16 protein-coding genes and 1 pseudogene are annotated in these 19,026 nt (G+C 65.8%); 9 read left to right on the top strand and 8 right to left on the bottom strand.

What is annotated here, in order from left to right; translation table 11 throughout:
- The first annotated feature begins 112 nt into the window (after nt 1-112).
- From ffh to rimM, 3 genes are all read left to right on the top strand, one after another.
- Nucleotides 113-1,657: a signal recognition particle protein gene (gene ffh, locus QP165_RS04785; RefSeq protein WP_333994121.1), complete on the top strand. Its 1,545-nt coding sequence runs from the start codon at nt 113-115 to the stop codon at nt 1,655-1,657.
- Nucleotides 1,658-1,776: 119 nt separating this feature from the next.
- Entirely contained in the window at nt 1,777-2,202 is a 426-nt protein-coding gene (gene rpsP / locus QP165_RS04780; protein WP_031396325.1) for a 30S ribosomal protein S16, read from the top strand.
- 234 nt (nt 2,203-2,436) lie between these two features.
- Nucleotides 2,437-2,994, top strand: coding sequence for a ribosome maturation factor RimM (gene rimM, locus QP165_RS04775; RefSeq protein ID WP_333994119.1), 558 nt, complete (start codon nt 2,437-2,439; stop codon nt 2,992-2,994).
- An 82-nt stretch (nt 2,995-3,076) separates the two neighbouring features.
- On the opposite strand, the gene QP165_RS04770 is transcribed toward rimM, so the two are convergent.
- Nucleotides 3,077-3,982: an NAD(P)/FAD-dependent oxidoreductase gene (locus QP165_RS04770; RefSeq protein WP_333994117.1), complete on the bottom strand. Its 906-nt coding sequence runs from the start codon at nt 3,980-3,982 to the stop codon at nt 3,077-3,079.
- 363 nt (nt 3,983-4,345) lie between these two features.
- Here QP165_RS04770 and trmD point away from each other — a divergent pair, with 363 nt between their 5' ends.
- Entirely contained in the window at nt 4,346-5,071 is a 726-nt protein-coding gene (gene trmD / locus QP165_RS04765) for a tRNA (guanosine(37)-N1)-methyltransferase TrmD (protein WP_333996950.1), read from the top strand.
- 2 nt (nt 5,072-5,073) lie between these two features.
- The gene (gene rplS / locus QP165_RS04760) at nt 5,074-5,466 is read left to right on the top strand and encodes a 50S ribosomal protein L19 (protein ID WP_056015633.1); all 393 of its coding nucleotides are present in this window, start codon (nt 5,074-5,076) and stop codon (nt 5,464-5,466) included.
- A gap of 233 nt (nt 5,467-5,699) precedes the next feature.
- On the opposite strand, the gene QP165_RS04755 is transcribed toward rplS, so the two are convergent.
- From QP165_RS04755 to QP165_RS04745, 3 genes are all read right to left on the bottom strand, one after another.
- Nucleotides 5,700-6,173 carry a hypothetical protein gene (locus tag QP165_RS04755; protein WP_333994114.1) on the bottom strand — a complete coding sequence of 158 codons (474 nt, stop codon included), beginning with the start codon at nt 6,171-6,173 and terminating at the stop codon, nt 5,700-5,702.
- 95 nt (nt 6,174-6,268) lie between these two features.
- The gene (locus tag QP165_RS04750; protein ID WP_333994113.1) at nt 6,269-6,643 is read right to left on the bottom strand and encodes an STAS/SEC14 domain-containing protein; all 375 of its coding nucleotides are present in this window, start codon (nt 6,641-6,643) and stop codon (nt 6,269-6,271) included.
- A gap of 74 nt (nt 6,644-6,717) precedes the next feature.
- Nucleotides 6,718-6,933, bottom strand: coding sequence for a hypothetical protein (locus QP165_RS04745; RefSeq protein ID WP_333994111.1), 216 nt, complete (start codon nt 6,931-6,933; stop codon nt 6,718-6,720).
- A gap of 359 nt (nt 6,934-7,292) precedes the next feature.
- Here QP165_RS04745 and mgtE point away from each other — a divergent pair, with 359 nt between their 5' ends.
- Complete coding sequence (gene mgtE / locus QP165_RS04740) at nt 7,293-8,648, top strand: magnesium transporter (RefSeq protein WP_333994109.1); 1,356 nt, start codon at nt 7,293-7,295, stop codon at nt 8,646-8,648.
- Nucleotides 8,649-8,785: 137 nt separating this feature from the next.
- On the opposite strand, the gene rpoD is transcribed toward mgtE, so the two are convergent.
- The 4 genes and pseudogenes from rpoD to QP165_RS04720 form a co-directional block, all read right to left on the bottom strand.
- Complete coding sequence (gene rpoD / locus QP165_RS04735; RefSeq protein ID WP_333994108.1) at nt 8,786-10,813, bottom strand: RNA polymerase sigma factor RpoD; 2,028 nt, start codon at nt 10,811-10,813, stop codon at nt 8,786-8,788.
- Nucleotides 10,813-12,688: pseudogene (dnaG, locus tag QP165_RS04730) on the bottom strand (DNA primase). The gene rpoD and the pseudogene dnaG overlap by 1 nt, the downstream one beginning before the upstream one ends.
- The gene (locus QP165_RS04725; protein ID WP_333994107.1) at nt 12,591-13,166 is read right to left on the bottom strand and encodes an endonuclease domain-containing protein; all 576 of its coding nucleotides are present in this window, start codon (nt 13,164-13,166) and stop codon (nt 12,591-12,593) included. Before QP165_RS04725 ends, dnaG begins: the two are co-directional and overlap by 98 nt.
- Nucleotides 13,167-13,604, bottom strand: a complete 438-nt coding sequence (locus tag QP165_RS04720; protein WP_333996949.1) for a GatB/YqeY domain-containing protein — start codon at nt 13,602-13,604, stop codon at nt 13,167-13,169. It abuts the gene before it with no gap.
- Between the two features lie 156 nt (nt 13,605-13,760).
- Between QP165_RS04720 and carA the strand changes: the two genes are divergently transcribed.
- The 3 genes from carA to carB are packed head-to-tail and all read left to right on the top strand — an operon-like array spanning nt 13,761 to nt 18,991.
- Nucleotides 13,761-15,029, top strand: a complete 1,269-nt coding sequence (carA, locus tag QP165_RS04715; RefSeq protein WP_333994106.1) for a glutamine-hydrolyzing carbamoyl-phosphate synthase small subunit — start codon at nt 13,761-13,763, stop codon at nt 15,027-15,029.
- Nucleotides 15,026-15,658 carry a hypothetical protein gene (locus QP165_RS04710; protein WP_333994105.1) on the top strand — a complete coding sequence of 211 codons (633 nt, stop codon included), beginning with the start codon at nt 15,026-15,028 and terminating at the stop codon, nt 15,656-15,658. Before carA ends, QP165_RS04710 begins: the two co-directional genes overlap by 4 nt.
- The gene (carB, locus tag QP165_RS04705; protein WP_333994104.1) at nt 15,659-18,991 is read left to right on the top strand and encodes a carbamoyl-phosphate synthase large subunit; all 3,333 of its coding nucleotides are present in this window, start codon (nt 15,659-15,661) and stop codon (nt 18,989-18,991) included.
- Nucleotides 18,992-19,026 lie beyond the last annotated feature (35 nt).

The following is a 19,026-nucleotide window of genomic DNA, read 5'->3' as shown; positions in this document are numbered from 1 at the left end:
TCCACGTTCCGTCACGGGACGCATAAGACGAGCATCCAAGGATGCACGCTGGCCGGCGAGGTTTCGCCCGCCGGCGCTTTTGCGTTTGGTGACGGTGTATTGGAGTAATTCGATGTTCGAAAGCCTGAGCGATCGACTTGGCGGCGTCTTCGATCGCCTTCGCGGCCGGGGTGCGCTGACCGAAGCGGACGTGCGCGCAGCGATGCGCGAGGTGCGCGTCGCGCTGCTCGAGGCCGACGTCGCGCTGCCCGTCGCGCGCGACTTCGTCGAGAAGGCGACCGAGAAGGCCGTTGGCCAGAACGTGCTCCGCTCGGTCACGCCGGGGCAGCAGGTCGTCAAGATCGTCAGCGACGCGCTGGTCGAGATGCTCGGTGCCGAAGCCTCCGAACTCGAACTGGGCGTCACGCCGCCCGCGGTCATCATGATGGTCGGGCTTCAGGGCTCGGGCAAGACGACCACCACCGCGAAGATCGCCAAGCGGCTCGCGGCGGGGCAGTCGGCGATCGGCGGCAACGGGCGCGAGCGCAAGAAGGTGCTGATGGCGTCGCTCGACGTCAACCGCCCGAACGCGCAGGAACAGCTGGCAACGCTCGGCACGCAGATCGAGGTTTCGACGCTGCCGATCGTGGCTGGCCAGCAGCCGGTCGATATCGCGCGGCGCGCGATGCAGGCGGCCAAGCTGCAGGGCTATGACGTCCTGATGCTCGACACCGCGGGTCGACTCCATGTCGACCAGGCGCTGATGGACGAGATGAAGGCGGTCGCGGATGTCGCCAAGCCGGCCGAGATCCTGCTCGTCGTCGACTCGCTGACCGGTCAGGACGCGGTCAACGTCGCGCAGAACTTCTCCGACCAGGTGCCACTGACGGGTATCGTGCTGACCCGGATGGACGGTGATGCGCGTGGCGGCGCGGCGCTGTCGATGCGTGCGGTCACGGGCAAGCCGATCAAGTTTGCGGGCACGGGCGAGAAGCTTGATGCACTCGAGGCGTTCCATCCCGAGCGCGTCGCTGGCCGGATCCTCGGCATGGGCGACGTCGTCAGCCTGGTCGAGCGCGCGGCGGAGTCGATCCAGGTCGAAGACGCCGAGCGGATGGCCGCCAAGATGGCCAAGGGTCAGTTCGACATGAACGACCTGCGTGCCCAGCTCGCGCAGATGCAGCGGATGGGCGGGCTCGGCGCGCTGGCGGGGATGATCCCCGGCATGAAGAAGGCGCAGGGCGCGGTCGCTTCGGTCGGCGGCGAGAAGGTCCTCGTCCATATGGACGCGATGATCGGTTCGATGACGATCAAGGAGCGCAACAAGCCCGAGCTGATCAACGCGAAGCGCAAGATCCGCATCGCCAAGGGCTCCGGCACCACGGTGCAGGAGGTCAACAAGCTGCTCAAGATGCATCTCGAAATGTCGACCGCCATGAAGAAGATCAAGAAGATGGGCGGCATGAAGGGCATGATGGCGATGCTCGGAAAAGGTGGTCTTGGCGGCGGCCTGGGCGGGATCGGCAACGCGATCGGCGGGCCGCAGATGGGCGACATGCTCAACAAGGCCGGCACAGGCGGGCTTCCGGGCGGCAGTTCCGGGGGCGGCCTGCCGGGCCTTGGCGGCAAGATGCCGCAGCTTCCCGCGGGCTTCGACGATTTTCTGAAGAAGAAATAACCCTCCGCGCCCCACCGTCTTCCCAGCGAATGCTGGGATCCCGGTGAGATTGCGGGACCTACCAACCCAAAGACCCCAGCGTTCGCTGGGGTGACGTTTAGATCCAGAAGGAAAATATCATGGCAATCAACATTCGCCTCGCGCGCGGTGGCTCCAAGAAGCGTCCCTATTACAAGATCGTCGTTGCCGATGCGCGCAGCCCGCGTGACGGCCGCTTCATCGAGAAGATCGGCAACTACAACCCGCTCCTCGCCAAAGACAACGAGCAGCGCGTGCAGCTCGACGCCGACCGCGCGAAGCATTGGCTGAGCGTCGGCGCGCAGCCGACCGACCGCGTCGCTCGCTTCCTCGATGCCGCAGGCGTTCTCGAGCGTTCGGCACGCAACAACCCGAACAAGGGCAAGCCCGGCGAGAAGGCCACCGAGCGCGCTGAAGAGCGTGCGACCAAGGCGGCTGAAGCTGCCGAGGCCGAAGCGGCTGCAAAGGCGGCACCTGCTGCCGACGCAGAGGCACCTGCTGCCGAGACCGAAGAAGCCGCTTCGTAAGATCGACTTCCTCGTCATCCCAGCGAAGGCTGGGATCCAGAGCCAGGGACGGCAACGTCCTAGGCTCTGGATCCTGGGTCGAGCCCAGGATGACGGCTTGGGGTGGGCGATGTCCGCACCCGAATGGCGGCTCGTGCGTTCTTTGTCGGTCCGTCACCCACAAGGAGCGCATGATGACCCCCGATCCAGATCCCAGAACAGCCCCCGCACCCGAGGACATCGAAGATGCCAGCAATGAAGGCGTCTCCGCCGAAGACCCCGCAGAAGGCGCCGACGACAGCCCCGGACCCGACACCGGCTCCGCGCAGGGATAAGGTCACGCTCGCCGTCGTGATCGGCGCGCACGGCATCGGCGGCGAAGTGCGGCTGAAGGTCTTCGCGGAGAATTTTTCGGCGTATAAGAGCTTCAACGATAGCGCGCTGAGCCTCAAGTCCGCGCGTGCCGGCAACAACGGCACGATCGCGCGCTTCGCCGAGGTGGCCGATCGCAATGCCGCCGAGGCGATGCGCGGGACCGAACTGACCGTGCCGCGGTCGTCGTTGCCGCCACTGGAAGACGGCGAATATTATCATACCGACCTGATCGGGCTCGCAGCCGTCTCGACCGATGGCGAGGCGATCGGGCGCGTCGTTGCGATCGACAATTTCGGCGCGGGCGATGTCATCGAGATCGAGCGGCCTGCCGTGGACGAGAAGCCCGGCAAGCGGTTCATGGTGCCGATGCGCGTCGAGGCGGTGCCCGAATGGGATTCGGAACGGCTTGTGGTCGAGGCGTCTTTCGCTACCGATTAGGGCCCTCGTGGCTTCTTGTTCTCCCGCGAAGGCGGGAGCCCAGTCTGGGTCCCCGCCTTCGCGGGGACACATCGTCGCTAGGTCATCGCCGGATCGGGCGCTGTTCCGACAGCATGTTGCGGATCGTCGTGGCGGCCACCCCGGCTTCGCCCATCGCGTGGCTGATCTGGTCGAGCCCCTTGACGACATCGCCCGCCGCGAACAGCCCCGGGATCGACGTGCGCTGATGGTCGTCGACCTCGAGGCACCCTTCGTCCGTTGCGCGTGCGCCGGCAGCGACGGCGAGTTCCGACCGGATCACCGAGCCTAACGCGGGATAGACGCTGTCGAACGACATCCGCCCCTCGACGGTATCCAGCGCGAGCTGATCGCCTTCGATCGCATAGTTGCCGCAGGGGCCGCCGACGCGGAAGATCCCAGCGTCGTCCAGCGCCGCCTCACATTTCGGATCTAGTTCGTGGCCGCCGTCCGGGGCGATCAGCGTCACGTCCTTAGTGTAGCCGCGCAGGAACAGCGCCTCGCGCATGCCGTGGTCGCCGGTGCCGATCACGCCGACACGCCTGTCCGTCACCTCGTAGCCGTCGCAGATCGGGCAATAGCGGAACAGGCCGGCCTCGAGCGCTTGGTCGTGGACCGCGTCGGGCATGGCGGGGCGATTGTTGACCACGCCGGTCGCGAGCAGGACGCTTCGCGCGCGGGCGCGGCGGTCGCCCAGGCGTACGGTGAAGCCGTCGTCATCGACCTCGATCGCGTCGACGCGCGCGCCCTCGCGTACCGCGCCATAGGTCTCCGCCTGCGCGAGCATGCGGGCGAGCAGATCGGTGCCGCGGATCCCCTCGGGATAGCCGGCGTGGTTGTGCGTGCAGGGGATCAGCGCGGCGCGGCTGCTGCCGCAGTCGAACAGCCGGATCGAGAGGTGGAACCGCGCGAGATAGATCGCCGCGGTGAGGCCCGCAGGCCCGGCGCCGATGATGATGCAATCGTCCATCCCGCTATAAGCGCGGCGCGGCGAATCCGTTCCGGTGGCGAAACGCTCGATCGCTATCGCAAGCCGGGCGCGGGAGTGATAGCGGCGGGCGGCATGAGCTATTGTGATTGGTCGGAAGGCGATCTGCACGCCTATGCGTCGGAAACCGCGGAGGGGGTGCGCCGGTACGTCGCGCAGGTCGCCGAGCCTGCCATGGAACGGTGCGGGGTGGAGGCGCAGTATGTCGAGGACAGCGCCGACGCGTTCCTTGCGCGTTTGAAACTGCTGAAGGTGCGGGGGTGTGAATTTCCCGCCGACGTCGTGCCCCAGGTCCTCGCCGCGGCGCAGAAGGAGGCGCGTCTGGCGCGACTCGCGGCGGGTGAGCTGCCCTGGGCGGCGACGATCGTGACGCTGTACCCCGAGATGTTCCCCGGGCCGCTCGGCACGTCGCTGGCGGGGCGGGCGCTGGGGGAGGGGCGGTGGTCATGCGAGCCCGTCCAGCTGCGCGACTTCGCGACCGACAAGCATCGCTCGGTCGACGACACACCGGCGGGTGGCGGCGCGGGGATGGTGCTCCGCGCAGACGTCGTCGCCGCGGCGATCGACAGCGTCGCGGATGGGCGGCCGGTGCTGGCGATGACGCCGCGCGGCAGGCCGCTGACTCAGGAGCGGGTGCGCGAACTCGCACAGGGGCCCGGCGTCACCGTGTTGTGCGGGCGGTTCGAGGGGTTCGACGAGCGGTTGTTCGAGGCGCGCGCCATCGAGGAGGTGTCGATCGGCGACTATATCCTGTCGGGGGGCGAGATGGGCGCGCTGGTGCTGCTCGATGCTTGCATTCGGCTGCTCCCCGGCGTAATGGGCGCGGCTTCTAGTGGGGATGACGAGAGCTTCGAAACGGGGCTTCTCGAATATCCGCATTATACCCGACCTCAGATATGGGAAGGGCGCACGATCCCGCAGGTGCTGCGATCGGGGGATCATGCGAAGATCGACGCATGGCGCAAACGCCGCGCGGAGATCGATACACGGTCACGGCGACCGGACCTTTGGGAGCGCCATGAGGGCGCTCGGGTCCAGTCGCCCTCTGGCGCGCGGCGACACGAGGACTGACTATGAACCTGTTGCAGACGATCGAAGCCGAGAACATCGCGAAGTTCCTGGCCAACAAGACGATCCCCGATTTCCGCCCCGGCGATACGCTGAAGGTCGGCGTGAAGGTCGTCGAAGGCGAGCGCACGCGTATTCAGAACTATGAGGGCGTGTGCATCGCGCGCTCGAACAAGGGCATGGGCAGCAACTTCACCGTGCGCAAGATCAGCTTCGGCGAGGGCGTCGAGCGCGTTTTCCCGCTGTACTCGCCCAACATCGATTCGATCGAAGTCGTCCGCAAGGGCGCGGTGCGTCGCGCCAAGCTGTATTACCTGCGTGGTCGTACCGGCAAGTCGGCGCGTATCGCCGAGCGCCGCGACAACCGTCCGGCCAAGGGCACCGCAGCCGCCGAGTAATCGCGCGGCCCGGTACGCCGGGTTCGACAGGGAAAAGGGCGCGGGGGCGTTGGTCCCCGCGCCCTTTTTCGTGCGCGCCGTCCGCGCGGGCCGGCCCCATCGAGACCGTCAAATTGAGGAGGTTGAGGCGCCGGCGCGGGTTTGGTGATGCTTGCCCCGGATAATGCAGCGGCAGCGGGACCGGCGCGATGTAGACAGCAATGGTCCTTCCAACGCGCGCCTGCGCAGCGCCGTCAGGCGGGAAGTGCGGCGTCCGCTCTCGACGTGGCGGCGGAGGCCGAAGGGGCGGCGGGAGCGGCCGGTGACGCCGTGGAGGCTGGCACGGGCGCGGGATCAGGGTCGGGGGCCATCAGCCAGTGCTCGGCGTCCTCGAACGAGCCGAAATAGTGCGCCGCGCGGCTGTCGGCGGCGCGCTGGATCTGCATCCGCGCGAGCGACTGCGGGACGACGAAGGCGAGCCGGCGCGAGGCCCTGGCGGGATCGACGAGGACCGCGCGGAACGCGGCGACGCTGTCCTGTGCCTGGATATCCATCGCGCGGATGTCGATCAGCGTGACCTGTTGGTTCGCGCCGCAGGCCAGCAAGCGGTGCGCGTCGTTGCGCGCGGCGACGAACCGCGCGATGTCCGCGGGCTCGAAGAACCCGGCCATGGTGATGACGACAAGGCTGCGCGGGACGTCGACCCGGATGGAGAAGTGCGCTTTCATCGCCGTATCATAGCGGCCCCGACACCATGCGCGGCGCGGTCGCCAGCCATTTTTGCGCGCCCCCGGTGCGTGCCGGCCGGTCTTGCGGGGCGGGGCTAGGGGGCCGGGGTCGCGGGAGGCGGAGCGCCGGGCAGGGCGGGGTCCGCATCCTCGGCGAAGAGCCAGGCCTCGGCGGCCTCGACGGTGTCGAAATAGCCGGCATCGCTGCGTTCGGTGAGGCGGCGGATCTGCATCCGCGCAAGTGCGGCATCGACGACATAGGCGAGCCGGCGCGAGCGGGCGGCGGGGTTGTCGAGCATCGCGGTAAACGCGGCGACCGCGTCCTGCGACTGGATCTGCACCCCGCGCGTGTCGCACAGCGTGACGTGGGGCGGCGCCCCCGCCTGGCGCTTCAACACCGCGATCTCCGCCGCGACGGTGGCGGCGAACGCCGCGACGTCGTCGACCGTGAAGAAGCCCGAGATCTTCATGCGCAGACAATTCCGCTGCGGCTCTGCCGCGACTATCCATGACGCCTTCATGGGGAGAGCGTAACAGTCGAGGTTTAACGGGGGGTTACGTCGCTATCGTGCGCGGAAGGCCGCGCGCTCGTAGCACTGTCGCCCGACATGTCGCGAAACGCCGCGGCGCACGCCGATGCGATCAGGAACAGCGGGAGCACCCACCAGGGCGGGCCTGCAACCTTGTGCATCAGGATCGCGAGTAGCCCGGTGGCGGCGAGATAGCTCCCGACGACCCAGACCACCTGTTCCAGAAACATGCGGATCCGGGGATTGAGCTTGTGAAACATAAACGGGGCCTGCTGGTCGTTGGGTCTCGCTTAACCCGTATGCGGGGATGCGCCAACGAGCAACCGGGCGGACAATTCCTTGTGCCGGCACGATATCCGTGTCGACGGGGATCCCTGCGCGCGATCCTGAACGTCTCGGGCCAAGAATGCGCTTGCGGGTTGACGGGCCGCCCGACGTTGCCCACGAAGGCGGCGATACGGATTCCCGTGTCAGTCCAGGAAGCATGAACATGTCCAGTGACAGTTCCAGTGTGACCGCACGCTCTACGGCCGTCTGCTAGTTCGCTGGCTTTCGTCCGCGAGGGTCGTGCGGACGAAAGGTTTAATCCATGAACGACCTGATCGCTGGCGTCGCCGCCAGCCTGCGGCCCGCGACGCGTGGCCCCTCCCTCGCCGATATCGTCGAGATGCTCCAGTCGCTTCCACGGAAGCAAGCCGCCCGGACACTTGCCCAGATGGCAGATGAGCAGGCGGTAGGGGCACTCAACCGGTCAGACTTCACCACGGCGCCGGAGGTCCTGGCGGTGTTGCCGCTCGCGCGGGCTGTGCCGCTTGTTGCCCGGATGGCAGATGATCGAGCAGCGGATGTACTGGCCGAAATGGACACGCACGTCGCGGCGCTGATCCTTGCGGCATTGCCACCCGCTGTGCGGCGCTCGCTCGACATCCTCCTCGCCTGGCCCGCGGATAGCGCGGGCGGCATGATGACCACCGATTATGTTGCAGCCCCGGCGGCGGCCACTGTCGGGGAGGTCCTCGGCCAGATCCGTACCGCGGAACGCAGTCGTGAAGCGATCTATTCGGTTTTCCTCATCGACGACACGGGCCGGCTCGCCGCGACGGTGTCGCTTCGGCGTCTGATCGTCGCCGATCCGGCGTCGGTCGCGCTCGCGCTGGCCGGCGCCGGTGAAACGGTCAAGGCGTCGCCGGACACCGATCGCGAATGGGTGGCCGACCTGATCCGTCGCCATGATCTGCTGGCGCTTCCCGTCGTCGATGCCGAAGATCGCCCCCTCGGCATCGTTACCATCCGCGACGTGGTCGATGCGCTGGTTGCCGAACATACGGAGGATGCCCAGAAATTCGGAGGAGTCGAGGCGCTTGATCGCGCCTACCTCGATACCCGTTTCGGCGCGATGATCCGCAAGCGGGCTGGGTGGCTCAGCATCCTGTTCCTGTCGGAGATGCTGACGGCCAGCGTCATGCAGCACTTCGAGGACGCACTGGCACGTGCCGTGGTGCTCACGCTGTTCATTCCGCTGATCATGAGTTCCGGAGGCAATAGCGGCGGACAGGCGACCTCACTGATCATCCGCGCGCTGGCGCTCGGTCAGGTGCGCGTCAGGGATTGGTGGCGGGTGGCACTGCGTGAGTTGCCCGCAGGGCTCGTTCTCGGCAGCATTCTCGGGCTGCTGGGGTTCGCACGTATCGCCACGTGGCAGGGGCTGGGCTTTTACGACTATGGCCCGCATTGGTCGCTGATCGCGGTCACGGTCGCGATGGGACTTGTTGCGATCGTCACGTTCGGATCACTTGCAGGATCGATGCTCCCCTTTGCGCTGAAGCGGCTCGGCTTCGATCCAGCGAGCGCCTCTGCGCCGTTTGTCGCGACACTCGTCGATGTGACGGGGCTCGTAATCTATTTTTCAATTGCACTGGCGATCCTGTCGGGGACGCTGTTGTAAGTTCGGCGGGAATACCACCGGCCCGCTACGCTCGATTTGCAGGTCGCGCGGGCAGCGTCATGGAATGACGTACGCGACGAAAAAGAGCCACGGTGTTGCCACCGCGGCCCTTTTTCGTTCCGGCATCTTACGACCGCTTACTGGTCGAGGAAGCTCCGCATTTTCCGGCTGCGGCTCGGATGCTTCAGCTTGCGCAGCGCCTTCGCCTCGATCTGGCGAATGCGCTCGCGCGTCACCGAGAATTGCTGGCCGACCTCTTCCAGCGTGTGGTCGGTGTTCATGCCGATGCCGAAGCGCATGCGCAGCACGCGTTCCTCACGCGGGGTGAGGCTCGCCAGCACGCGCGTGACGGTTTCCTTGAGGTTCGCCTGGATCGCGGCATCGACGGGGATGATCGCGTTCTTGTCCTCGATGAAGTCGCCGAGATGCAGATCCTCCTCGTCGCCGATCGGCGTTTCGAGGCTGATCGGCTCCTTGGCGATCTTCATCACCTTGCGGACCTTCTCGAGCGGCATGGAGAGGCGCTCGGCCATCTCCTCGGGCGTGGGCTCGCGGCCCTGCTCGTGGAGGAACTGGCGGCTGGTGCGGACCAGCTTGTTGATCGTCTCGATCATGTGGACCGGGATGCGGATGGTCCGCGCCTGGTCGGCGATCGAGCGGGTGATCGCCTGGCGGATCCACCAGGTCGCGTAGGTGCTGAACTTGTAGCCGCGGCGATACTCGAACTTGTCGACCGCCTTCATCAGGCCGATATTGCCCTCCTGGATGAGATCCAGGAACTGAAGGCCGCGGTTCGTGTATTTCTTGGCGATCGAGATCACGAGACGCAGGTTCGCCTCGACCATTTCCTTCTTGGCGATGCGCGCCTCGCGCTCGCCCTTCTGGACCATGTTGACGATCCGGCGGAACTCGGTGAGCGCCATGCCGGTCTGCTGCGTGATGTCGGCGATCTCGGCGCGGATGCGCTCGACCGCCTCGCTCTCGTTGGCGACGAAGGCGGTCCACTTCTTGTCGACCTTGTTGACCGTCGCCAGCCAGTTCTCGTCGATCTCGTGACCGATATAGCGATCGAGGAAGTCCTTACGCGGCACCTTGTGGCGCTCGGCGAGGCGCAGCATCTGACCGCCCAGCGCGGTCAGGCGACGGTTATAGGCATAGAGCTGATCGACGAGATATTCGATCTTGGCGTTGTGGAACTGGACGCTCTCGACCTCGGCCGTCAGCTCCTCGCGCAGCTTCTGGTACTTGCGCTCGTCGGCCGCGGAAAACTCGCCGCCGATGCCCATCGCGTCGACGCGGCTCTGCTGGATCTTGCTGAACTTCTTGTAGAGCGCGGTGATGTTGGCGAACCGCTCGAGCGCGATCGGTTTCAGCTGCTCTTCCATCTGCGCGAGGCTGAGGGTGTTGTCCTCTTCCTCGTCGTCCGACGCGCGCGGGGTGCGGCGCTCGCCGTCCTCGTCCTCGTCGGCGGACGGCTCTTCGGGCTCGGCCTCTTCCTTGAACGAGGGGCCGGCGTTCTTTTCGCTGATCTCGCCGTCGTCGGCTTCGCCGTCCTCGGCCATCGCCTCGGGGGCGGGGTCCTTCGAGAGCATCGCGTCGAGATCCATGATCTCGCGCAGTTGCATCGTGCCCTCGTTGAGCGCGGTCGACCAGTCGATGATCGCGTTGAAGGTGATCGGCGATTCGCACAGACCCAGGATCATCGTGTCGCGACCCGCCTCGATCCGCTTGGCGATGGCGATCTCGCCCTCGCGGCTGAGCAGCTCGACCGCGCCCATTTCGCGCAAATACATGCGGACCGGATCGTCGGTACGATCGACGGTCTCCTTCTTCTTCTCGATCGCAGGACCCGCGTCGGCTTCCGCGTCGGCGGTCTCCGGCTCGTCGTCATCGTCCTTGGCGGGTTCGGCCTCGCCTTCCTCGCCGGCTTCGTCGTTGTCGACGATGTTGATGCCCATCTCGCTCAGCGCGGCGCTGATGTCCTCGATCTGGTCGGACGACATCTCGCCCTGCGGCAAGGCTTCGTTGAGCTGATCATAGGTGATGTAGCCGCGCTTCTTGGCGCGCGCGATGACCTTCTTGATCGACGCATCGTTCATGTCGATCAGTGGCGCATCGCCGGTGTCGTTCGTCTCGGCGGGTTCCGCCATGTTCGCCTTAGCCATCAATCGCCCTCGGTACCCAACGCTCGGGCGTCTTCGTTCGACTGTACAAGATTTGCAAGTCGGACTTCCAACGCCTGTTTCTCTCTTACCATAGCCACTTGTCGTTCGAACGCGCTTTCGGTGAAGTGCGTCTGCATCGCCGCGGTCGCCTGTTTGAGCGCCGCATCGACCTCGGGACGCGCGACCATGATCGCGATCGCCTCGTCTAGGTCGGCGCGGACGCGGGCGGGATCGGCCGTGGTCTGCGTGAACGAGTAGGGCATCGTATCGGCTCTCAACAGGTCACTCGCGACTGAATTGAAACCGGACCTCGCCAATATGGTGAGAAGTCGCCCGCTATCAAGCTTCTGGTCCTCAAGTGCAACATCGACGACCGCCTCGAACAGCCGGCCGAGCGCACCGTCGATGAGCTGCAGCGGCCCCAGCACCTCCATGTGGCGGGCGATCTCAACGGGATGGCGGATCAGCCCGGCGAGCACGGCCTTCGCGAGCACGCGGTCGATTCCGGTGGCGAGAAACGCCTTCGCGTCTTCGGTGACGGGCGCGGCGGGGGCTTCCACCCGCCTTTCGGGCGCCCATTCTGTTCATAGGCACCGCGGGGGACGAAGGGCGCGCGGACGGGTTTGAAGTGCTTGTAGAAGCGGTCCTTGAACTCGGACTGATATTCCTGCTTCACCGACGCGTCGGCGATGCCTTCCGCAAGCTCGTGGAGGCGGCGCTTGAGGCCGGCGCGCTGTTCGGGGGTGTCGAGCGCCTCGGCGGCGACTTCGGACGCCCAGAGGCGGTCGACGAGCGGTTCGGGGGTCTTGAGCAGCGCCTCGAACGCGCCGGGACCGCCCGCGCGGACGAGATCGTCGGGGTCCTGGCCTTGCGGGAGCGTGACGAAGGCGAGGCTGCGGCCGGGGGCGAGGAGGGGAGCGCGCGGTGTGCTGCCCTGAGCGCGGCCTTCTGGCCTGCGCTGTCGCCGTCGAAGCAGAGCAGGGGGACGTCGACCATCCGCCACAGCCGTTCGAGCTGTGCCTCGGTCAGCGCGGTGCCGAGCGGGGCGACCGCTTCGCCAAAGCCTGCCTGGGCGAGTGCGATGACGTCCATATAGCCCTCGACGACGAGGACGCGGCCCGATTTCCGCGAGGCGGGGGCGGCGCGGTCGAGATTGTAGAGCGTGCGGCCCTTGTCGAAGAGCGGGGTGTCGGGGGAATTGAGATATTTGGGCTCGCCGCCGTCGAGCACGCGCCCGCCGAACGCGATCGTCCGGCCGCGCGGGTCGCGGATCGGGATCATCAGCCGGCCGCGGAACCGGTCATACGGGTCCTTGCCCTCGACGTTAATGAGCATGCCCGATTCGACGAGCATCGGGTCGCCGTATGTCTTGAGCGCGGCCTTGAGCTTGCCGCGGCTGTCGGGCGCGAACCCCATGCCGAACGCGCGCGCGGTCTCGGGCGTGATACCGCGGCGGTCGAGCAGCGCGCGCGCGTCGTTGCCCGCGAGGCCGTTCAGCTGCTCGACGAACCAGTCGGCGGCGTCGGACATCACCTCGTGCAGGCCCTTGGCGCGTTCGGCCTTGGCGGCGGACTGGCGGTCCATCGCGGGCATGTCCATCCCGGCGGCCTGCGCCAGCTCCTTGACCGCATCCATGAACGGCAGGCCGCGCTGGTCGGTCATCCACTTGATCGCGTCGCCATGCGCCGAGCAGCCGAAGCAGTGATAGAAGCCCTTGTCGTCGTTGACGTAGAAGCTGGGCGTCTTCTCGTTATGGAACGGGCAGCAGCCCTTGTGCTCACGCCCGGCCTTGGTGAGCTTGGTGGTCTTGCCGATCAGCGCCGACAGCGACGTACGGCCGCGCAGCTCGTCCAGAAATTGCGGGGTCAGGGCCATCAGTCCGTTCCAGCCTCGACCGAGCCCCCCGCCCGCTCGCGGGAGGGGGCTGGGGGGTGGGCACGCGCTCGGTTCCGATCGCAGCGCTGACAATGGTCTCCAAAACGCCGCCCATGTTGCTCGTCAGATCGTTGTTCCAGAAGCGGATGACGCGGTAGCCTGCTGCTGCGAGGTCGCGGGTTCGCGCCTCGTCATAGGATTGGTGTTCGCAATGCTGGGTGCCGTCGAGCTCGACGATCAGCTTGTGCGAGCGGCAGACGAAGTCGGCGAAGTAACCGGCGATGGGGAGCTGGCGACTGAACTTGAGGTTCAGGAGCCTCGAGCCTTTGAGTTGTCGCCATAACATCTGCTCGGCATCTGTCGCGTCGTTGCGGAGGTTGCGAGCTCTCTCGGTCGGTCGGTCCAGTCGATGGCGCGGGCCCACCCTCGGTCCCCTCCCGCTTGCGGGAGGGAGGAAGAAGGGGGCGTCCTCGTCCATTTAGCTCAGCGCCGCCTTCACCAGCCCGCTCGCCTTGCTCATGTCCAGCTCGCTCGCGTGACGCGCCTTCAGCTCGGCCATGACGCGGCCCATGTCCTTCATGCCGGTCGCGCCGAGTTCGTCCTTGATCTTGAGGATCGCGGCCGTCGTTTCCGCCTCGTCCATCTGCGCGGGCAGGAAGCGTTCGATCACTGCGACCTCGGCGGCCTCGGCGTCGGCGAGTTCCTGGCGGCCGCCGTTCGAAAACATTTCGATCGACTCGCGGCGCTGCTTGACCATCTTCTGGAGCACTTCGATCACCAGCGCGTCGTCGCTTTCGGGTGCCTTGCCGGTCCGCGCCTCGATGTCGCGGTTCTTGATTGCGGCCTGGATCAACGAGATGGCGTTGCGGCTCTCCTTGTCGCCGGCCTTCATCGCGGTGAGCTGCGCGGCCTTGATGTCGTCGCAGAATCATATACGGGTCTTTCGGGCGGTTCGGGATAGCCGGACGCGATAGCGCGTCGAGCCAAGGTTTAACAGATTGACGCTGCGGCACGCCGGCCTTAGCGGACACCACTTAGCGACATCGTCAACGTAAAGAGAGTGCCCAGCCTGATGGCCGACGCCCAGCCTACACCCATGTCTTCGGCAAAGCCCGCCGGCGCGACCGGCGTGCTCGTGCTTGCCAATGGCGACGTGATCTGGGGGCGCGGCTTCGGCGCCGAGGGCGAGGCGGTCGGCGAAGTGTGCTTCCACACCGCGATGACCGGCTATCAGGAAGTGCTGACCGATCCGTCCTTCGCCGGGCAGATGATCTGCTTCACCTTCCCGCATATCGGCAATGTCGGTGCGAACCCCGACGATATCGAGGCGGACGACCCGCACGCGCTCGGCATCATCGTCCGCGAGGACGTGACGAGCCCCTCGAGCTTCCGCGCGGTCGAGGGCCTCGACGGCTGGATGAGGCGGCATGCGCGGATCGGCCTGTCGGGGATCGACACGCGCGCGCTGACGCGGCGGATCCGCGTCGGCGGCGCGCCCAACGGCGTGATCGCGCATTCGGCGAGCGGCGAGTTCGACGTCGCCGCGCTGCTGGCGATGGCGCGGGGCTGGCCGGGGCTCGAGGGCATGGACCTCGCCAAGGGCGTGTCGACCGAGATGCATTATGGCTGGGGTGACCAGGCGCCGGGCGGCACGTGGCGGCTGGGGTTCGGTTATGGGGAGAGCGGTGCTTCGACTGCGCTCAGCACGAACGGGGAAGGGGATGCGTCGCCCCAATCGTTCGCCCCGGGCGAAGGCGATGCCACCGTCGCGAGTGCGGCCCGCCCGCATGTCGTCGCGATCGATTACGGCTCGAAGCGCAACATCTTCCGCAACCTCGTCGCCGCCGGCGCGAAGGTGTCCGTCGTGCCCGCTACCGCGACCTATGACGAGGTCATGGCGCTCGCCCCCGACGGCATCTTCCTGTCGAACGGCCCCGGCGATCCCGCTGCTACGGCCGAATACGCCGTGCCGGTGATCCGCGAGCTACTCGAGACGGGCAAGCCGCTGTTCGGCATCTGTCTCGGCCATCAGCTGCTCGGCCTTGCGGTCGGCGCGACCACGACGAAGATGTTCCAGGGCCACCGCGGCGCCAATCATCCGGTCAAGCGCCTGTCCGACGGCGCGGTCGAGATCACCAGCATGAACCACGGCTTCTCGGTCGAGCGCGACAGCCTGCCGGCGAACGTCCGTGAGACACATGTGTCGCTGTTCGACGGATCGAATGCGGGGCTCGAGCTGACCGACAAGCCGGCGTTCTCAGTGCAGTATCACCCCGAGGCGAGCCCGGGGCCGCAGGATAGCCTGTATCTCTTTGAGAAGTTTGTGGGCGGCCTGAAATGAGAGCCTCGTTTGAGGAAGCAAAGCAGCTGGTTATTGCTGCAATTTATGACGTTCTTTATAACGAAGCGAGCAGCGAGAATTTGTCGCCCAATGACATACACGCCGCGTTATCGGATACATTTTCGTTAGGCTACACCCGTCGGGCTATTAACTCGCTTGTCATGGGCAATCTGGTGGAATCCGATGGCGATCATGAAAACCCATTCTTCACTTTAAGTGAAGAGGGGTTGGCCATCGCCGAGCGATTGCCGCCATTAGCTATTATGTCAGCTAGATTCTCCGCGCGTTCTTTAGGTGCTACCTTTGGTGAAGTTCCTGCATCTGATCGGTTGGTCACTCTGGACCATAATCAGGTCGCGCGAGCCGATGATTCCGTCACGAAGTTGGTTGACGCGCTGGAGCAGGATAACGGCGATCCGGATCAGTTCGGGTTTCGCGAGCGGATCGTGGGACAAATCAAAGCGGGGCGCGAGCTAATCCGCTCAGGCGAGTTCCGGGCCTATTTACTTTATGAGGTTCTAGTTAGGGCGCTTAATGAGTTGATCAATAAGCACAAAAGTCCTTCGATCGTGGCGTTAGCCAATGCCCTTTTGGGCGCTATTGTTTCTCAGATGCTTCAGGCGAACTAAATGCCAAAACGCACCGACATCTCCTCGATCCTCGTCATCGGCGCAGGACCCATCGTCATCGGCCAGGCGTGCGAGTTCGATTATTCGGGCACGCAGGCGATCAAGGCGTTGAAGGAGGAGGGTTACCGGATCGTCCTCGTCAATTCGAACCCCGCGACGATCATGACCGATCCCGAGCTCGCCGACGCGACCTATGTCGAGCCGATCACGCCCGCGATCGTCGCCAAGATCATCGAGAAGGAACGGCCCGACGCGATCCTGCCGACGATGGGCGGGCAGACCGCGCTCAACACCGCGCTCGCGCTGTTCCATGACGGTACGCTCGAGAAGTTCGGCGTGACGATGATCGGCGCGGATGCCGATGCGATCGACATGGCGGAGGACCGGCTGAAGTTCCGCGACGCGATGGACCGGATCGGGTTGGAAAGCGCGCGCTCGGCGATCGCGCATACTGTCGAGGAAGCGCTCGAAGGGCTTGAAAAGACGGGGCTTCCGTCGATCATCCGGCCGAGCTTCACGATGGGCGGATCGGGCGGCGGCATCGCGTACAACCGCGAGGAGTTCATCGCGATCGTCCGCAACGGGCTCGACCTGTCGCCGACCACCGAGGTGCTGATCGAGGAATCGCTGCTCGGCTGGAAAGAGTATGAGATGGAGGTGGTGCGCGACCGCAAGGACAACGCGATCATCATCTGCTCGATCGAGAATGTCGATCCGATGGGCGTCCATACCGGCGACTCGATCACGGTCGCGCCGGCGCTGACGCTGACCGACAAGGAATACCAGATCATGCGCAACGCATCGATCGCGGTGCTGCGGGAAATCGGTGTCGAAACAGGCGGTTCGAACGTCCAGTTCGCAGTCAATCCGAAGGATGGCCGGCTCGTCGTCATCGAGATGAACCCGCGCGTCTCGCGCTCGTCTGCGCTGGCGTCGAAGGCGACGGGCTTCCCGATCGCCAAGGTCGCGGCCAAGCTCGCGGTCGGCTACACGCTCGACGAGATCGAGAACGACATCACCGGCGCGACGCCCGCGAGCTTCGAGCCGACGATCGATTACGTCGTCACCAAGATCCCGCGCTTCGCATTCGAGAAGTTCAAGGGCGCGTCGAGCACGCTCGGCACCGCGATGAAGTCGGTCGGCGAGGTGATGGCGATCGGCCGCAACATCCATGAATCGATGCAGAAGGCGTTGCGCGGGCTCGAGACCGGGCTGTCGGGCTTCAACCAGGTCGACCATCTGGTCGGCGCGCCGCGCGCGGAGATCGAGGCGGCGCTGGCCGTCGCGACCCCCGACCGGCTGCTGGTCGCCGCACAGGCGTTGCGCGAGGGCTTCACTGTCGCCGAGGTGCACGCGATCGCCAAGTATGATCCGTGGTTCCTCGAGCGGATCGCCGAGATCATCGCGGCCGAGGCCGAGGTGATGAAGGACGGGCTGCCGATCGACGCGACGGGGATGCGGCGCCTGAAGAGCATGGGGTTCAGCGACAAGCGGCTCGCCTGGCTCGCGCTGCAGTCCGCCAATCTGCGCGGTATGAACCGCGGGATCGCGCGCGGGTCGGGGCTGATCCACGAGGTCGTCAAGGCGATGACCGGCGGCGTGACCGAGGAGGAGGTGCGCCAGCATCGCCTGAAGCTCGGCGTGCGGCCGGTGTTCAAGCGGATCGACACCTGCGCGGCGGAATTCGATGCCAAGACGCCGTATATGTACTCGACCTATGAGGCGCCGAGCTTCGGCGAGCCCGAGAACGAGTCCGCGCCGACCGACCGGAAGAAGATCGTCATTCTCGGCGGTGGGCCGAACCGGATCGGGCAGGGGATCGAGTTCGATTACTGCTGCTGCCATGCGTGCTTCGCGCTCGCGGATGCGGGCTATGAGACGATCATGGTCAACTGCAACCCGGAGACCGTGTCGACCGATTACGACACCAGCGACCGGCTGTATTTCGAGCCGCTGACCGCGGAGGACGTGCTCGAGATCCTGCATGTCGAGGCATCGAAGGGCGAGCTCGTCGGCGTGATCGTGCAGTTTGGCGGGCAGACCCCGCTGAACCTCGCACGCGCACTGGAAGCCGCGGGGATCCCGATCCTGGGGACGACGCCCGACGCGATCGATCTGGCGGAGGACCGCGAGCGGTTCGCGGCGCTGATCACCAAGCTGGGTCTGCTCCAGCCCGCCAACGGGCTCGCGCGCAGTCGCGACGAGGCGGTCGCCGCCGCCGAGCGGATCGGTTATCCGGTGCTGATGCGGCCGAGCTATGTGCTCGGCGGGCGGGCGATGGAGATCGTCGATACGCTCGGGCAGCTCGACGATTACATTACCACCGCGGTGCAGGTGTCGGGCGACTCGCCGGTGTTGATCGACCAGTATCTGCGCGATGCGATTGAGGTGGATGTCGACGCGATCTGCGACGGGACCGATGTCGTCGTCGCGGGTGTGCTGCAGCATATCGAGGAGGCGGGCGTCCATTCGGGCGACAGCGCCTGTTCGATCCCGCCTTATTCGCTGTCGGCAGAGATCATCGCCGAGATCGAGCGACAGACTGTCGCGCTTGCGCATGCGCTGTCGGTCGTGGGCCTCATGAACATCCAGTTCGCGGTGAAGGACGGGCTGGTCTACCTCATCGAGGTCAATCCGCGCGCGTCGCGCACCGTGCCGTTCGTCGCCAAGGCGATCGGCGTGCCCATCGCCAAGATCGCGTCGCGCGTGATGGCGGGCGAGAAGCTCAAGGACCTGCCGCCGATCGACCGGCATATCCCCTATTATGCGGTCAAGGAGGCCGTGTTCCCGTTCAACAAGTTCCCGGGTGTCGATCCCGTGTTGTCACCGGAAATGAAGTCCACAGGCGAAGTCATGGGAATCGATCCCGATTTCACGACGGCCTTCGCCAAGGCGCAGCTCGGGGCGGGGACGATCCTGCCGACGAGCGGCAACGTGTTCGTCAGCGTGAAGGACGGCGACAAGGCGATGATCGTCGAGGCGGTCAAGGCGCTGATCGACACGGGCTTTGCGATCGTCGCGACCGGCGGCACCGCGGATTACCTCGCGCGTGCGGGGCTCCCGGTCGAGAAAGTCAACAAGGTCGCGCAGGGGCGTCCGCATATCGTCGACCGGATCAAGGACGGCGAGATCGCGCTGATCTTCAATACGACCGAGGGGTGGCAGAGCCTGAAGGACTCGCAACCGATCCGTGCGTCCGCGCTCGGGCAGCGCATCCCCTACTTCACGACCGCGCCCGCATCGCTCGAGGCGGCCAAGGCGATCGCCAAGCTTTCGACGCACAGCCTTGAAGTACGGCCCTTGCAATCCTATTATTCGCAGTCGCACAACTGATCCCGACATGAGCGTGATGTGTGGGCGGGGCCATC

It is taken from the genome of Sphingomonas sp. 22R3R2A-7, assembly GCF_036856055.1.
Taxonomy (GTDB): domain Bacteria; phylum Pseudomonadota; class Alphaproteobacteria; order Sphingomonadales; family Sphingomonadaceae; genus Sphingomonas.
The sequence above is the reverse complement of the archived record's forward strand: the minus strand, read 5'-3'. Positions and strand labels throughout refer to the sequence as shown.

Coding starts and splice junctions, on each gene's coding strand:
- QP165_RS04770 (WP_333994117.1), bottom strand. CDS start 3,982: ATGGACGATTGCATCATCATCGGCGCCGGGCCTGCGGGCCTCACCGCG.
- QP165_RS04755 (WP_333994114.1), bottom strand. CDS start 6,173: ATGAAAGCGCACTTCTCCATCCGGGTCGACGTCCCGCGCAGCCTTGTC.
- rpoD (WP_333994108.1), bottom strand. CDS start 10,813: ATGGCTAAGGCGAACATGGCGGAACCCGCCGAGACGAACGACACCGGC.
- carB (WP_333994104.1), top strand. CDS start 15,659: ATGCCAAAACGCACCGACATCTCCTCGATCCTCGTCATCGGCGCAGGA.
- mgtE (WP_333994109.1), top strand. CDS start 7,293: ATGAACGACCTGATCGCTGGCGTCGCCGCCAGCCTGCGGCCCGCGACG.
- QP165_RS04745 (WP_333994111.1), bottom strand. CDS start 6,933: ATGTTTCTGGAACAGGTGGTCTGGGTCGTCGGGAGCTATCTCGCCGCC.
- rpsP (WP_031396325.1), top strand. CDS start 1,777: ATGGCAATCAACATTCGCCTCGCGCGCGGTGGCTCCAAGAAGCGTCCC.
- QP165_RS04750 (WP_333994113.1), bottom strand. CDS start 6,643: ATGAAGATCTCGGGCTTCTTCACGGTCGACGACGTCGCGGCGTTCGCC.
- rplS (WP_056015633.1), top strand. CDS start 5,074: ATGAACCTGTTGCAGACGATCGAAGCCGAGAACATCGCGAAGTTCCTG.
- ffh (WP_333994121.1), top strand. CDS start 113: ATGTTCGAAAGCCTGAGCGATCGACTTGGCGGCGTCTTCGATCGCCTT.
- QP165_RS04710 (WP_333994105.1), top strand. CDS start 15,026: ATGAGAGCCTCGTTTGAGGAAGCAAAGCAGCTGGTTATTGCTGCAATT.
- carA (WP_333994106.1), top strand. CDS start 13,761: ATGGCCGACGCCCAGCCTACACCCATGTCTTCGGCAAAGCCCGCCGGC.
- QP165_RS04725 (WP_333994107.1), bottom strand. CDS start 13,166: ATGGACGAGGACGCCCCCTTCTTCCTCCCTCCCGCAAGCGGGAGGGGA.
- rimM (WP_333994119.1), top strand. CDS start 2,437: ATGAAGGCGTCTCCGCCGAAGACCCCGCAGAAGGCGCCGACGACAGCC.